This is a genomic window from Alkalihalophilus sp. As8PL (assembly GCF_040939795.1).
Taxonomy (GTDB): domain Bacteria; phylum Bacillota; class Bacilli; order Bacillales; family Bacillaceae_D; genus Alkalihalophilus; species Alkalihalophilus lindianensis.
The window spans coordinates 2,079,931-2,093,397 of record NZ_CP162551.1; the positions used below are offsets into that span (position 1 = coordinate 2,079,931).

The following is a 13,467-nucleotide window of genomic DNA, read 5'->3' on the forward strand; positions in this document are numbered from 1 at the left end:
GATGTTGACACCAAAAGAACAAGATGTGCCATTTGAAGAAAGTGAAGCAGAGTTACGTGAGATGGGTTTAAAGGAACAAAGGCCAAGTAAACTGCAAGAAATTCACGATAAGCGAATGGAATATGCTGTAAATAAAGCGTTGAGAAAGATAGAAAGTGAGTGGGGGAGTCCTCCTACTCACTTTGCTTTCTTTGTAATGGGTAGTGCTGGTCGATGTGAACAATCATACTTTAGCGACCAAGATCACGCGATTCTATATGAGGAAGATCATCTTGAATATGAGGAGTATTTCCTTAAATTAGGAAGTGAAATATCAAGTGCACTTGAAGACGCTGGGTATGCAGAGTGTGACGGGAAGGTGATGGCTTCTTCTAGCCGTTGGTGTAAGTCAAGAAAAGCTTGGCAACTTCAGATTGATCAATGGATCGAAGAAGATACGTGGGAGTCACTTCGTTATATTTTAACGGTAGCTGACGCAAGAATTTTCATAGGAGAAGAGTCTTATGTAGAGGAAATCAAACAAATGATTCATAAACATTTGAAAATAAATCCTAAACTGATAAAACGTCTAACTGAAAATACGGGTAGAGTTAAAAAAGGGATTGGTTTTTTTGGACAATTTTTAACAGAATCAAAGGGGCTTCATCAAGGTAAATTTGATTTGAAACAGACGGTTCTTTTTCCATATGTAAACGGCCTGCGACTACTCGCATTAAAAGAGGGAATAATGGCTTCTTCCACTCTTGAGCGCATGAAAAAATTACCTGCAGCTTATGGTCACGTAAAAGGCCATCAGCTTTCGTTTCAAGAGTTACTCACACATCGTCTCCGCTTTCAATATGGTCATAATGAGTATGAAGGTATTCACTTTATAGACATTGACCGACTATCTTCTGCAGAGAAGAATCGGTTAAAAGAATGGGTTCGTGAAGGTCATGAGCTTTATCATTATATTGAAAATGCATTAATGAAGGGTTGATCCTAATGGTAATGAACCATATGGTGCAGTTTGTTAAACAGTTATCAACGAAATTAAGTCCAAGCATGTATTCATCGACGATGCAGCAATCCGAGGCAGAGGGGCTTGCGAGGTTAAGGCATATTCAGCGAGAACTAAAAAATGATGATGCGCTTGATCAACCCCTTCAATCCGTACCATTCATCGTATTTGACTTAGAAACAAGTGGCTTTTTTCCTGATAAAGGAGATGAGATACTTTCTATTGGTGCAATTAAAATGAATGGAATAGACATTTTAGAAGAGAAGGTCTTCTATTCTACTGTTCAATGCAAAAAGGCACCCTCAGGTGATGTATTGTCATTAACGGGCCTTACACTCGAGGAATTAGCCTCTTCAAAGCCCTTAATAGATGTATTACACGATTTTTACGATTTTGTTGGCGGTGGTACTCTTGTTGCTCATCATGCCACACATGAAAAACGCTTTATGTCTCATATGACCTGGAAGTTAATGAGAATGCCATTTGCTCACAGGATCATTGATACAACCTTTTTAACGAGAGTTGTAGCTAGTGATGAGCCACTTGTGACCCTTGATGAATGCTGTGCATATTACAATATCCCAATTACGACTAGGCATCATGCCTTGCATGATGCCGAAATGACCGCAAAGCTTTGGCAGGAGTGCTTGATGTTGGCGCAGGAAAAAGGATTTTCTACACTGAGAGATATTTATATTTATTTAGCTTCATTAAAAAAATGATGGAGGGAAGAGTGGAATCCTAGACATTAGAGAAGGAGGGGAGGGAGTGGATCCGACTGTTTCTAAAAAACAAGCCTGCTTTCCAATTCGTGTCGTAATGGAGATGACGAATTTAACGGCAAGACAAATTCGTTACTACGAAGAACAAGGATTGATTAAACCAGCTCGGAATGATGGAAATCAACGCATGTTTTCTTTAGAAGATATTGAACGATTTCGTTTAATAAAGTCTTATATTGAGCGAGGGATAAATGTCGCAGGGATTAAAACAATATTGGCAACCAATGTGCGGGATTCATGAGCCGGCATGTTGGTTGTCTTTTTATGCTGTGAATATGATAATATGGGGGTGAGAAAAGAGAGGTGTTAGATATGAATATTTCCGGGACGATGATTATCGATCAAATGGAACAGCAACTTAGCCGCTTAAGACAAGCGATTGAACAAGGTGATCAAGCTACAATTCGTGAATATACAGCAGTAATAGAATCTCATTGCCAATTATTAAAGAGTGGAACAAAATCTAGAGTGAGTGAGCCTGCTCGTCCAGTTTACCCTAATCAGATGATGGCACAAACTGCCCCCAAGCAAACGCATATCGTTTCTTCTACCCCTGTAGAAAATGAACCAGCTCCAGTAAAAGAACCCAATTTACTTGATTTCTAAGTGAACCTGCTCCTAGTCTACGGGGCAGGTTGTTTTTATATAAGAAAAATAGACATAAGATTGGAAAATTGTGAAACCAAACGATAGGCTTATACGTCTAAGTAGTATAAGCCTTATAAATAGAAAGGGGTCGAGATGGCAAATGGCTAAATGGTCTACCTTTCAAGTTCTGATCGTCGCAAATATGATCTTGTTTATGTTTATGCTAGAGAGAATGGTGAGCACACACACATTTCAACCGCCAACAGCAGAAGGAGGAGCTGTGAACACAGGTTTTTCTACCTTACTTGTGTATACCATCATCTTACTTGGACTTTATTTATTGTTTTTGTTTGAGGCCAAGAAGAATCGAGCGTTGTTTCGCCATAGAACATGGTTGAAAATGCCTCAGCTCACCTTATTAAATGCACTTATTGCAGCTAGTATTTTTATTTTGATGGCAACAATGGGTCCTTTATTTAACTGGGTTGTGCAATACCGATTTTTACTTTATATACTAGGTGTGTTTTTTTTATTTGTTACCTTCTTATTTGTTTTTTCACTCATACATAAAAGGCGTTTTCAGACTCGGAATGTCGAAAGCTCTATTCATTGGTCACTTATATGGACGTTTCTTGTATTCATAGGTACATTTTTTGTTTTTCCTAGTTTATGATCAATTTTTTAATTTCCACTCTACTAAAACCGCATAATCAAGAGACTCCTTGTCTTCTAAGTAATTGGGTAGTGGTTGTATGGGGGAAAGTCCTTGCTTGATCATGAAAGATAGAACTAAATCATCGATCTCTCCGTTATTAACTTTCTGAATATAAGTGGATACGTCAAGGTCGTTGGCGTATTGATGGTAATTCGGAATTCGGCATCCTGCTAAAAAGCGTGCTAACCCAAGCTCTTTGACAGTTTCTTTTCTAGCTTCATATAATGCGCCTGCAATTCCTTGCCCTCGGTAACTAGGTCTGACGCACACATCGATTCCATATAAACTATCTCCGTGTTCTTGGTGACTCCCTTTGATGTAACCATGATCACTGACTTCTTCCCAAGTATGGTCCTCACCTGTATATTGAATTATTAAGGATGTTGCGGACCCAACAATGATGCCATCTATTTCAGCTAACAGGCACCCTTCGGGGAACGTCTCAACGTGAGATCGGATATGTTCTCTGCTCCACCATAGTTCTTCAGGAAATGGTGGGGGAAAGGCTTCTTTTTGTACACCAAGTAACCCTCCGTAATCATCAAGTGTATAAGGACGAATAATTAAGTTGCTCATTGTTCCCCTCCTCAAATTGTTATTACTGTTAGTTTATCTAAATTTTAAAAATGTTTCACGGAGAACAACTCCTAAAATGACGTTTTATTTAATTCTAGGACAATTGAAAAACCCTTTAACATAAAAGGACTTATCATAAGGCGATAGAGTTAGAGGTAACTAGTACAAAGGATGGATCCTGCAACAAGGTCGGTCTTCTATAAGTATTTAGCAATTTTGTCTAGATGGAAACACTGTGCTATTCTTAGTTTATGATTACATATTGGTCTAGGAGTGGAAATATGGCTAAATTATTTATTTTAATGGGAAGTATTGTCATGGCATTGTCTGTTGCAATTGGTGCTTTTGGTGCGCATGGGTTAGAGCCTCGTTTATCTGAACGGATGATGAAAAATTATCAGACTGGCGTTCAATATCATATGATTCATGGGATTGGCCTTATTATTGTAGGGTTAGTAGCTTTAAAATTAACATCTTCAAGCATGTTGAATGGAGCAGGATGGAGCTTTTTAATTGGAATCATTCTTTTTTCTGGAAGTTTATATGCGATGGCATTAACCGGTGTAACAAAACTTGGAGCAATTACTCCAATTGGCGGGCTGGCATTTATCGTTGGTTGGGTACTGCTTGGGTTAGCTGTGGTTAGAGGTTTATAATAAAAGAAAAGAAAAGGCTAGGACATATCTAAGAGGTTTAACTCAGGATACGAACGAAGCGCTAAATGAGCGGATGAAATATACGTAGACCTCCTGCGGGGATGAAAAGCAGAGGTGAGACCCCATAGTGCGTAGCACGAGGAGGCTCACGAGCTTCCCGCGGAAAGCGAAGTTTATTTCAGGGGCGGTATACATAGACCGCATCAGTAATGTTCGATTTTCCATAAGTTAAAATGCTTTTGTCCCAGCCTTTTTTTAGTGCATAATATACAAACAAGCCTCCTGTAAAAGTAGGAGGCTTTAATACTATTCCGGTCTTGGAGAATATTGTGCTAGTTGAGCAGCAGACCCGCTGTTAAACGGATACTCATATTCAATCGGCTCGTCAAATGTTACATAGTCAAGGTTAACCATTAGAAGTAAATAGTACATCCCGGTTTCGGGATCACTTATGATTATATGATCTCGACCTGCTTCCTCTACCCGTCCTATAAAGATTTTAGCATTCCATTCAGCATTGTTTTCATAGGTGAAATAAAACGTTCCGATCTTGCCACGGTTTAAACGAAGGATGTTTTCAATAAATGACTGCTCAAGCGGTAACATTCCTTCACCACCGAATTGCTGCTGTACGAAACCTGGTACTTGGTAACTCTGTGCGGAGAAAAATTGTCCTTGTGGTTGCTGCATCATTTGTTGCGGTTGTGGTTGTTGCATTTGAGTCTGTTGTGCTTGATTAAAGGTTTGCTGCTTACCGTATCCTTGATTTTCTGATTGCTGTGGTGGGAATTGCTGATTCCATTGTTGATACACTATTCATCGCCCCTTTTTCTAGTGAATCATTCAGTTTTAAAATATACCTAACCGAACCCCTCCGCTTTTCTTCCTGTCTAGCTTCAGCTTTTCTAGTAAGTGCTATAGACTTCTGGGCATTCGGATGCGAGCGGTGTATAGAAGCAATGAGCTTTATAGCGTCCCGAGTTCCATTGTCCCCACCACTGGGCCGGACATGCTCCGTCTGGTCTGAAGAACCACAATGCAAATTCAGCAGGGTGTGTGCGTTCTCCAGCTACAGCACGTCTGGCTAGTCGCTTATCCCGTTCTCTCGCATGTTGATAGAAATAGCTTTTTTGAACCGCTTCAAATCCTCCAGGTGATTGGAAAGCCATTTGGGGGACAGATGTGATGTTTGGAAAATCAAGACACCCTACACGCACCCTGTTTACCATGACATTTCCTGCCGCCATCATACCGGTCTCGCCTTCACCTTCGGCCTCTGCACGCATCAGCCGAGCGAGCATGTCGATATCACTTGAAGACGCTTTAATTACTGCCATTTCTCCACCTCCATTCAAAGTTGATGTAATGTCCTTGCTGTGAGTTCTCACTTCGAGGAGTCCTAAGTTGTGCCTCTAAGTATGTAGAGAACACGACGAGTGGCGAAAGCATTACCGTTACTTGACTATATGAGAGGCTAGTAATGCTTATGCAGAAAATCACGGAAAACAAAAAACACATCGAGCTGAATCTCAATGTGTTTTAGCGATATTTTTTTATTCAGCAACGGGAATATGCTGTTTAGTGGGTGCTTTTAAATTCTTTTCTTTTTCTTTAGCAGCTGCGTCTGTACCGCGCTTAGCAATTTCATTTTTAAAATAACTGATTACCCTAGCAATAACAGCGATTGAGAGAATCGAAGCAAGACCACGAACGAGTCCAACCGTATAAAATCCTGTCATCACAACGATAAAGTCAAACGCAAATGTCGTTTTACCCGGATCAATATTCCAACGCTTTTGAAGAAATAGGGCAAGAATATTTGCTCCCCCAAGGGAAGAGCCATTCATGAACAATAAGGATAGACCTACCCCAATGATAAATCCACCAACGATTGCTCCCACCCAAACTGATACGGAGAAAGCGGGTAAGAAGTAATCAATTCCTGTTACAAGAGATAATAAACTTACCGAAATGATCGTTGTAAACGTAAAGTTCCAACCCATTCTCATCATCGAAAAGATATAGAATGGGATATTAATTAAAAAGAACGTAACTCCAAAAGGAAGACTAAAAAAATAAGCAATACTTAGAGAAAGGCCTGCCGTACCTCCTGTAACAATATTGGCATGTTTTAAAAGAATAACTCCAAAGCTTGTAATTACAATAGCGAGTAAAATCATTAGCCATTTTTTCATATTCATTCCACCTCTTTGTAAATAGATTCCGCACAATTATCCTACCTTTATTTTAATAGTTGATTGAATGTTTTTGCATAGTATAATGAAGGAAAAATAACTGTATTAACTTCAATTTGAATAGAATAAGGTTGTCTTATTGTCAAAATGAAAGGATGGGGTGGCGTGGATAAGATCGATAGTAAGTTGTTAGAATTAGTACAAGAAAATGCGCGCATTACAATAAGTGAATTATCAAAGGAATTGGCTTTAAGTCGGCCGAGTGTATCAGAACGTCTTCAACGGCTTCATGAAAGAGGAATAATTGAAGAGTACACAGCGCGTATTTCATTAGCTGCAGTCGGGAGGGAGATTTTATTAATCATTTTAGTAAGTGGATTAAAGGTTCCGTTGCAGGAGTTTGAAGAGATGGTAAAAAAAGAAGAGAAAATCATTGAATGTCACCGAGTAACAGGGGAGGTTAGCTATTTTCTAAAAGCAGCCGTGCCGTCGATGAACAGTATGAGGCTTTTAATTGATACCCTTATTCCCTATGGAAATATTAATACCTCAACCGTTATTGGTTCACCAGTGGCCTATCGAGCGATTCTTCCGATCAAAGAAGAGGGATGAATTTCAAAAAATGTACTCGAAGTTTGTAAATAAAAAAGTACTAGAGCCCTGAGAGCCCTAGTACTTGAGTCAATTAAATATGGAAGAAGCTTGGTAGGTTTTCTTCTGTTAAAATGTTGCCGACATAGAATGAACCAAACTCACCGAAGCGAGCAGACACTTCGTCAAAACGCATCTCATAAACAAGTTTCTTAAATTGAAGAACATCATCAGCAAATAATGTGACGCCCCACTCCCAATCATCAAATCCAACAGAACCAGTGATCACTTGCTTCACTTTACCTGCATAACTACGACCAATCATACCGTGGCTGCGCATCAGTTCACGACGAGAATCCATTGGTAGCATGTACCAGTTATCATCGCCATCGCGACGCTTGTCCATTGGGTAGAAACAGATATGGTTTGCTTTAGGAAGCTCTGGGTAAAGTCTAGAACGTACATGAGGGTTCTGATATGGATCCTCATCACTATCTCCAGCCATATAGTTACTTAATTCCACAACCGATACATACGAATAGGTTGGAATCGTATATTCAGCAAAGCGTGTTTTGTTAAATGCATTTTCAATTTCATTTAACTCTTCCATCGTTGGACGAAGAAGCATGAACATGATGTCTGCTTTTTGGCCAACAACTGAATAAATCGCATGACTTCCGTTGCCTGCTTTTTCAGTAACGTCCCACTTCTCAAGCATCGTCACAAATTCATTAACGATTTGTTGACGTTCCTCAGTTGATAATGTTTTCCAAGCTGGCCAGTTAATTGTGCGGAAATCGTGTAAACAATACCAGCCGTCTAGTGTTTTAGCTGCTTCATTCATTGGGTAAACACTCCTTTATCATATATATACGAAAAAATCTTCATTAATTCTTATCACTCGTTACTATACCATAAAAGAAGCGGTTCCAAAAATAACAAACACCCCAGCCGATACGTCCGGGGTGTGAAATGTCATGCTCTGTTCACAAACTGTGCGACTGCATACTTATGTTCTTTTGTAGCACCGGCTACCCTTTGTGTTTCAACTTCTAATTCAAGCACTTCTGCGAGCGTTTTGTCGAATCCTATACGGAAGTTTTTCTTCATTAAACCAAAAGCTGATGGGGAAACCGTTTTCAAATGTGCGATTAAAGGTTCAGGGCTCCCAACTTGATTAATGAGGTTAATTCGCTCAGCTTCTTCTGCTGAAATGATTTCACCTAGCGCAAGCTCAGTTGCTTTTCCTAAGCCGACAAGCCTAGGTAAGAAATAAGAAGCACCTGCATCCGGTACTAAGCCAATCTTCATAAAGCCGAGTCCTAGCTTAGCTTCACGTGCAGCAACGCGGAAGTCACAAGCAAGGGCAATGCTTAAACCTGCTCCTACTGCAATTCCATTAATATGAGCAATAATCGGTTTTTCAATATTCATGAGCTGGAGAACAAGCTTATTGTAGGTCTCACGTAAATACTTCCCGTAATCAAGCTCGCCTACATCTTCCGTTGCTATACTTTTTAAGTCAGCTCCGGCACTAAATGCCCCATTACTTCCTTCAAGTACAATGACTCTGACATCCTCATTTCGGTTGGCTTCGTCAAATGCACGATATAATGCTGTGTGCATTTCCTCATTTAACGCATTTTTAACTTGTGGGCGATTAAGGGTGATAGTCGCCACTTGATCTCTAACTTCATATAAAACGACTTCTTCATTCATTGTGTCACGCTCCTAAAAGATTCGTCTTAAAAAAATAGTTTCATGTCTGATTTCGACACATACTTCAAAATTCCTTTGGGAATCCTAAGAGAATTGAAAGCGTTTCACCTCAAACAGGGATGGGAATAAGGCTCTAAGCCTTTAAATACGTAAGATTTTTTAAAAAATTGCCACTTTAATTATCTTGTGCAGACCGGTTCCCTTTTGAGAATAAGAGGAGTATCCTTGGTTTATAAAGAAAGTGGTCGAAGTACAGAAGGAGGAATAAATCATGAGTGATTTATTTAAAGAAATAACAGAAAAGGTTGAAAAGCATCAACCGACAATTGTATTACCAGAGGGAACTGACGAGCGTATCTTAGAGGCGGCGGCACAACTTGGAGCAGATCAAGTTGTAAAGCCAATCTTAGTTGGAAATAAAGAAGAAATTACAGCTAAAGCGAGCGAACAAGGCATCGTATTAGGAGAGAATGTCCACATTCTAGATCCTGAAAACTATGCAGAGACAGATGAAATGGTTGCTGCATTTGTAGAGCGTCGCAAAGGAAAAGAAACAGAAGAGAGTGCACGTGAGAAATTAGTCGATGTAAACTACTTCGGTACAATGCTTGTCTATATGGGCAAAGCAGACGGACTTGTTAGTGGGGCAGCTCATTCAACTGGAGACACAGTACGTCCAGCCTTACAAATTATTAAGACGCAACCAGGTATTAAACGTACGTCTGGTGTATTCGTAATGGTAAAAGAACAGCAGAAATTTGTATTCGGTGATTGTGCGATCAATATCGCACCAAATAGCGAAGAGCTAGCGGAAATTGCGATTGCTACAGCTGAAACAGCAAAAGTATTCGGCCTAGATCCTAAAGTAGCGATGCTAAGCTTCTCTACAAAAGGTTCAGCTTCTTCTATGGAAACTAAGAAAGTGTCTGAAGCTACAAAATTAGCACAAGAGTCACGTCCCGACTTAGTCATTGATGGGGAATTCCAATTTGATGCAGCATTCGTACCAGCTGTTGCACAAAAGAAAGCTCCAGACTCACCACTTCAAGGCCAAGCAAATGTTTTCATTTTCCCAAGTCTTGAGTCAGGTAACCTAGGATACAAAATTGCACAGCGTCTTGGTGGATATGATGCCATCGGACCAATTCTTCAAGGTCTAAACAAGCCAGTAAACGATCTTTCACGCGGATGTAACGCTCAAGACGTTTACAAATTATCGCTTATTACAGCGATGCAAGCTATTAACCAACAAGCAGCTGCAAAGGCTTAAAGATAGTAAAAGGTGTTAGGGTGCTTCCTAACACCTTTTTTGTTCAGCAAAAAAAGCCAAGCGGTATCCGCTTGGCTTTATCTATCTTCTATTCTATTCTTCTAATGCCTCGACAACTTTTCTGGCAGTACTTTCACTCGACATTGGGTTTTGACCAGTAATGAGGTTGCCGTCTCTTATAGAGAAGTCAGTCCATTTATCTCCTGCGATAAATTCACCGCCACGTTCACGTAACATTTCTTCAAGCAAGAACGGCATATGATTCTCAAGCTGCATTTCTTTTTCTTCGATATCAGTAAATCCATTTACTTTCTTTCCATTAACAAGTGGCGTGCCATCTTTATAGGTGACATTAACTAACCCACTTGGTCCGTGGCAGACAGCTCCAATTACTTTTTGATCTTCAGCGAGAGCCTGAATAACGGCTTGCAAGGTTTCGTTATCAGGGAAGTCAAACATTGTTCCATGACCACCTGGTAGGAAAATGGCATCTGTATTATTTACATGATCGACTGAAAGCTTCTTTGTTTCTCTTAGTAAAGCCTTCGCTTCCTTCCACTCCGGTTTATCAGCGTCCTCTAAGCTGTTTGGGTCAAGGGGAACGTCTCCACCTCGAATGCTCGTCACTTCAATGTTATATCCTTTTTCTTTGAACATGTTATAAGGTACAGCAAATTCTTCAAGCCATAAGCCTGTTTTTTGACCATCGGTAATTGTTGTGTGATTGGTAACAACCATTAAAACTTGTTTAGACATTTAAAATTCCTCCTCAACTCAAGTACGAGTACATAGATACTGTTCCCGAAAGAAGCGTTATAAAAACATGTCGTTTTATTTGTGAAAAAATGTGTTTTTATGGAGTTGCGTTTTAGAGAACCTGCGAGTGGTATGTAGTAAAGCGAGCGATAAGTAGAAAAAGAAACCTTAAAGGAGGAATTTGATGAATAACGTTTTTAACATGTGGATGGGCTATTTAGGGCGCCTGCCAGACCTAATCATTGCTTTACTTGTATTATTAGTTGGGTGGTTAATCGCTAAAGGAATTGCTAAGGGGGTGCGTAAGGCACTAAGAAAGACAAGCTTAGATGATCGATTATTTAGCAAAATGAATATTAACACTCAAAAATATTCATCAGAAGAAATCATCAGTAAGGTCGTATTTTGGATTCTGATGATTGTTGTTTTTGTGATCTTCTTCAATACACTCAATATGGGTGGTGCGGTAGGTCCATTTACAGCTATGCTTAATACACTATTTGGATTCCTTCCAAACATTTTGGGAGCAGTTATTGTACTAGCTATAGGATGGATTGTAGCTAGACTTGTTAAAGGGATAGTCGTTGGAATCTTAACACGAGTAGGTACGGAGAGACTTTCTGCAAAAGTCGGATTAAATAAAATCCTAGAAGGAACAAGTCTTTCAAGTTTAATTGGAACTATTGTATACATTTTAATTTTAATTCCTGTTGTAATCACAGCTCTTGAAACTTTAGAGCTTCACGGTATTGCAGCACCTGCAATTGCTATGCTGAACAATGTGTTAACGATGATTCCAAATATTATTATTGCAGGTATATTGATAGCTGCAGGTATTTGGTTAGGTAAATGGGTTAAGAGAATTGTTTCTAATCTATTAGAAAAAGTAGGTATTAATCAATTTTTAAACAAAATTGGGGTCGGAAATGCTACGCAAGCTGGAGCATCAATGAGCCCGGCGGAAGTTTTAGGATATCTTGCACAAATTGTAGTTGTTCTATTGTTTACAGTTGAAGCCTTGCAGCTAGTAGGGTTATCAAATGTTGTAGGTATTATTAACGCAATCCTTGCATACCTTCCTATGGTTATCGCGGCATTGGTTATCCTTGGAGTTGGTTTGTATGTAGCAAATATTGCCCAGAAAATTATAATGAGTATGATTGTTCAACGTCAGGAAGCAAAGCTATTTGGTAATATTGCTAAATACATTATTATCATCTTTGCAGTATTTATGGCTGTTGATCAGCTTCAAATTGCAAATACTGTAGTCAACTCAGCATTTATACTAATCTTGGGTGGTATTGCTTTAGCCTTTGGTATTTCCTTTGGCTTAGGTGGAAAAGAGTTTGCCCAAAGACGTTTAGCTAAATTAGAGGAAAAGATGGATAAGACGGAAACTAAAGAGCCTAATAAAGAAGAAATTAAAGAGGAGGCAAAGCTAAATAAAAACCAGCCTGGAGTAGGTAACGATAATTTACCTAGTACGGAAACTCAAACAACAGACTTGGATGATTATGATCCAAATGTAGGGCCGTTTAACAGAGGTCCTAAAGGAGACTTATAATTATAAAAGCAACCGATGTCTACATATTGAGTAGACATCGGTTGTTTCTTTGTGTGACGCGAATAATATTTTGTTCATATAAAGTGATTTCCTCTGTTGTTAATCCATCCATTGTAAGCTCTACTCCGTTTTGCAGCATCGTCTGTAAAGTCTTCATCATCACCTCTGAAATGGTTAAAGGGGTGTCTAACAGTTCTGATAGAGATGCCATTGTTTCTGGTTGGATCCGAGGGTATTCAAATTTTGTCCTAGCCCCCTGTACAGCATGGCTATAGAACTCTCGTATCATCTCGGCACGTTTTGAGCCACTGCCAGTGATGCATAAGTAAATTTGAACGGCAACGCCCCCTCGTATTCTACGTTGAGAGATCCCAGCAAACTTTTTTCCATCTATACTTAAGTCATAACTTCCCGGGCAATAAGAGCCGACAATTTCATACGCTTCAATCGGTTTATGGTAGGGAGAAAACACATCTTTTATCAAATCGAACATTAAATCATAACCAGCATCAATCGATATTTTCTTATCTTCTTTCATGATTAAAGATAAGTTTAAAACCCCCTCATCAAGCACAACAGCTAACCCACCAGAATTTCGGACAATTACTTTATAGCCTTGTTTTTCTAAATAATGAATGCCGTTCTGAATATAGGGTAGACGACTATCTTGAGTACCTAAGACAATCGTATCATGGTGTACCCAGCTTCTAAGTGTAGGAGCCGCTTCCATTTGCCCAACTGCCATACATAAAGTATCATCGTAAGCAAATGATTGAAGAGCGTTAAAAGCAGGACCTAATGTAGAATGGTCTAAAAAGCGCCATTTTTTTTCAAAGGCGGTAGAAGTAATATTAGTCATAATTAGTGACTCCTTAAAATGATAAATAATAATCATTATAGCATGTGGAAAAGCTGTGGAGTATGTCAGCTAGATCGAATTAAAATTCTCAATTGCACCATCATAAGAGTGTGATATACTAGTGATTAGTCCGTGTAAAATCGGGCACTCTGCATATAAACTTAACTTCCTAGTAAATAGATAACTTTTAAAAGAA

At 39.3% G+C, this 13,467-nt stretch carries 17 protein-coding genes; 9 read left to right on the forward strand and 8 right to left on the reverse strand.

Annotated elements, in window-relative coordinates; all coding sequences use genetic code 11:
* The first annotated feature begins 1 nt into the window (after position 1).
* From AB3N04_RS12090 to AB3N04_RS12110, 5 genes are all read left to right on the forward strand, one after another.
* On the forward strand, positions 2–979 hold the full coding sequence (locus AB3N04_RS12090) for a DUF294 nucleotidyltransferase-like domain-containing protein (protein ID WP_368503030.1): 978 nt from the start codon (positions 2–4) through the stop codon (positions 977–979).
* 5 nt (positions 980–984) lie between these two features.
* On the forward strand, positions 985–1,722 hold the full coding sequence (locus AB3N04_RS12095; RefSeq protein ID WP_368503031.1) for a 3'-5' exonuclease: 738 nt from the start codon (positions 985–987) through the stop codon (positions 1,720–1,722).
* 46 nt (positions 1,723–1,768) lie between these two features.
* Entirely contained in the window at positions 1,769–2,023 is a 255-nt protein-coding gene (locus tag AB3N04_RS12100; RefSeq protein ID WP_368503032.1) for a MerR family transcriptional regulator, read from the forward strand.
* Positions 2,024–2,094: 71 nt separating this feature from the next.
* Positions 2,095–2,388: a YwdI family protein gene (locus AB3N04_RS12105; protein ID WP_368503033.1), complete on the forward strand. Its 294-nt coding sequence runs from the start codon at positions 2,095–2,097 to the stop codon at positions 2,386–2,388.
* A 142-nt stretch (positions 2,389–2,530) separates the two neighbouring features.
* Positions 2,531–3,043 (forward strand): hypothetical protein, encoded by a 513-nt coding sequence (locus AB3N04_RS12110; RefSeq protein ID WP_368503034.1) that lies wholly within the window; start codon positions 2,531–2,533, stop codon positions 3,041–3,043.
* Here the strand turns inward: AB3N04_RS12110 and AB3N04_RS12115 are convergent, their stop codons facing one another.
* The gene (locus tag AB3N04_RS12115) at positions 3,044–3,661 is read right to left on the reverse strand and encodes a GNAT family N-acetyltransferase (protein ID WP_368503035.1); all 618 of its coding nucleotides are present in this window, start codon (positions 3,659–3,661) and stop codon (positions 3,044–3,046) included.
* A 281-nt stretch (positions 3,662–3,942) separates the two neighbouring features.
* Here AB3N04_RS12115 and AB3N04_RS12120 point away from each other — a divergent pair, with 281 nt between their 5' ends.
* Entirely contained in the window at positions 3,943–4,317 is a 375-nt protein-coding gene (locus AB3N04_RS12120) for a DUF423 domain-containing protein (protein WP_368503036.1), read from the forward strand.
* A 306-nt stretch (positions 4,318–4,623) separates the two neighbouring features.
* On the opposite strand, the gene gerQ is transcribed toward AB3N04_RS12120, so the two are convergent.
* The 3 genes from gerQ to AB3N04_RS12135 form a co-directional block, all read right to left on the reverse strand.
* Positions 4,624–5,130, reverse strand: coding sequence for a spore coat protein GerQ (gene gerQ, locus AB3N04_RS12125; RefSeq protein WP_368503037.1), 507 nt, complete (start codon positions 5,128–5,130; stop codon positions 4,624–4,626).
* 92 nt (positions 5,131–5,222) lie between these two features.
* On the reverse strand, positions 5,223–5,654 hold the full coding sequence (locus AB3N04_RS12130; RefSeq protein WP_368503038.1) for a cell wall hydrolase: 432 nt from the start codon (positions 5,652–5,654) through the stop codon (positions 5,223–5,225).
* Positions 5,655–5,870: 216 nt separating this feature from the next.
* Positions 5,871–6,512: a YitT family protein gene (locus AB3N04_RS12135; protein ID WP_317121800.1), complete on the reverse strand. Its 642-nt coding sequence runs from the start codon at positions 6,510–6,512 to the stop codon at positions 5,871–5,873.
* Between the two features lie 165 nt (positions 6,513–6,677).
* Here AB3N04_RS12135 and AB3N04_RS12140 point away from each other — a divergent pair, with 165 nt between their 5' ends.
* Positions 6,678–7,124: an Lrp/AsnC family transcriptional regulator gene (locus AB3N04_RS12140; RefSeq protein ID WP_317121799.1), complete on the forward strand. Its 447-nt coding sequence runs from the start codon at positions 6,678–6,680 to the stop codon at positions 7,122–7,124.
* A 73-nt stretch (positions 7,125–7,197) separates the two neighbouring features.
* Here AB3N04_RS12140 and hemQ read toward each other — a convergent pair whose 3' ends face one another.
* Positions 7,198–7,947, reverse strand: a complete 750-nt coding sequence (hemQ, locus tag AB3N04_RS12145; RefSeq protein WP_368503039.1) for a hydrogen peroxide-dependent heme synthase — start codon at positions 7,945–7,947, stop codon at positions 7,198–7,200.
* Positions 7,948–8,078: 131 nt separating this feature from the next.
* A complete protein-coding gene (locus tag AB3N04_RS12150; RefSeq protein WP_368503040.1) occupies positions 8,079–8,822 on the reverse strand; it encodes an enoyl-CoA hydratase/isomerase family protein in 744 nt (247 codons plus the stop codon).
* Positions 8,823–9,093: 271 nt separating this feature from the next.
* Here AB3N04_RS12150 and pta point away from each other — a divergent pair, with 271 nt between their 5' ends.
* Positions 9,094–10,092, forward strand: coding sequence for a phosphate acetyltransferase (gene pta / locus AB3N04_RS12155; protein WP_368503041.1), 999 nt, complete (start codon positions 9,094–9,096; stop codon positions 10,090–10,092).
* Positions 10,093–10,185: 93 nt separating this feature from the next.
* On the opposite strand, the gene AB3N04_RS12160 is transcribed toward pta, so the two are convergent.
* Entirely contained in the window at positions 10,186–10,848 is a 663-nt protein-coding gene (locus AB3N04_RS12160) for a type 1 glutamine amidotransferase domain-containing protein (protein WP_368503042.1), read from the reverse strand.
* 184 nt (positions 10,849–11,032) lie between these two features.
* On the opposite strand from AB3N04_RS12160, the gene AB3N04_RS12165 reads away from it, so the two are divergent.
* On the forward strand, positions 11,033–12,412 hold the full coding sequence (locus AB3N04_RS12165; RefSeq protein WP_368503043.1) for a mechanosensitive ion channel: 1,380 nt from the start codon (positions 11,033–11,035) through the stop codon (positions 12,410–12,412).
* A gap of 19 nt (positions 12,413–12,431) precedes the next feature.
* Here AB3N04_RS12165 and AB3N04_RS12170 read toward each other — a convergent pair whose 3' ends face one another.
* Positions 12,432–13,271, reverse strand: coding sequence for a biotin/lipoate A/B protein ligase family protein (locus AB3N04_RS12170; RefSeq protein ID WP_368503044.1), 840 nt, complete (start codon positions 13,269–13,271; stop codon positions 12,432–12,434).
* Positions 13,272–13,467: the final 196 nt, after the last annotated feature.

Bases quoted from the DNA above. Each gene is read 5' to 3' on its own strand.
- AB3N04_RS12090 (WP_368503030.1), top strand. From the start codon at position 2: ATGTTGACACCAAAAGAACAAGATGTGCCATTTGAAGAAAGTGAAGCA.
- AB3N04_RS12095 (WP_368503031.1), top strand. From the start codon at position 985: ATGGTAATGAACCATATGGTGCAGTTTGTTAAACAGTTATCAACGAAA.
- AB3N04_RS12105 (WP_368503033.1), top strand. From the start codon at position 2,095: ATGAATATTTCCGGGACGATGATTATCGATCAAATGGAACAGCAACTT.
- AB3N04_RS12110 (WP_368503034.1), top strand. From the start codon at position 2,531: ATGGCTAAATGGTCTACCTTTCAAGTTCTGATCGTCGCAAATATGATC.
- AB3N04_RS12115 (WP_368503035.1), bottom strand. From the start codon at position 3,661: ATGAGCAACTTAATTATTCGTCCTTATACACTTGATGATTACGGAGGG.
- AB3N04_RS12120 (WP_368503036.1), top strand. From the start codon at position 3,943: ATGGCTAAATTATTTATTTTAATGGGAAGTATTGTCATGGCATTGTCT.
- AB3N04_RS12130 (WP_368503038.1), bottom strand. From the start codon at position 5,654: ATGGCAGTAATTAAAGCGTCTTCAAGTGATATCGACATGCTCGCTCGG.
- AB3N04_RS12135 (WP_317121800.1), bottom strand. From the start codon at position 6,512: ATGAAAAAATGGCTAATGATTTTACTCGCTATTGTAATTACAAGCTTT.
- hemQ (WP_368503039.1), bottom strand. From the start codon at position 7,947: ATGAATGAAGCAGCTAAAACACTAGACGGCTGGTATTGTTTACACGAT.
- AB3N04_RS12150 (WP_368503040.1), bottom strand. From the start codon at position 8,822: ATGAATGAAGAAGTCGTTTTATATGAAGTTAGAGATCAAGTGGCGACT.
- pta (WP_368503041.1), top strand. From the start codon at position 9,094: ATGAGTGATTTATTTAAAGAAATAACAGAAAAGGTTGAAAAGCATCAA.
- AB3N04_RS12160 (WP_368503042.1), bottom strand. From the start codon at position 10,848: ATGTCTAAACAAGTTTTAATGGTTGTTACCAATCACACAACAATTACC.
- AB3N04_RS12165 (WP_368503043.1), top strand. From the start codon at position 11,033: ATGAATAACGTTTTTAACATGTGGATGGGCTATTTAGGGCGCCTGCCA.
- AB3N04_RS12170 (WP_368503044.1), bottom strand. From the start codon at position 13,271: ATGACTAATATTACTTCTACCGCCTTTGAAAAAAAATGGCGCTTTTTA.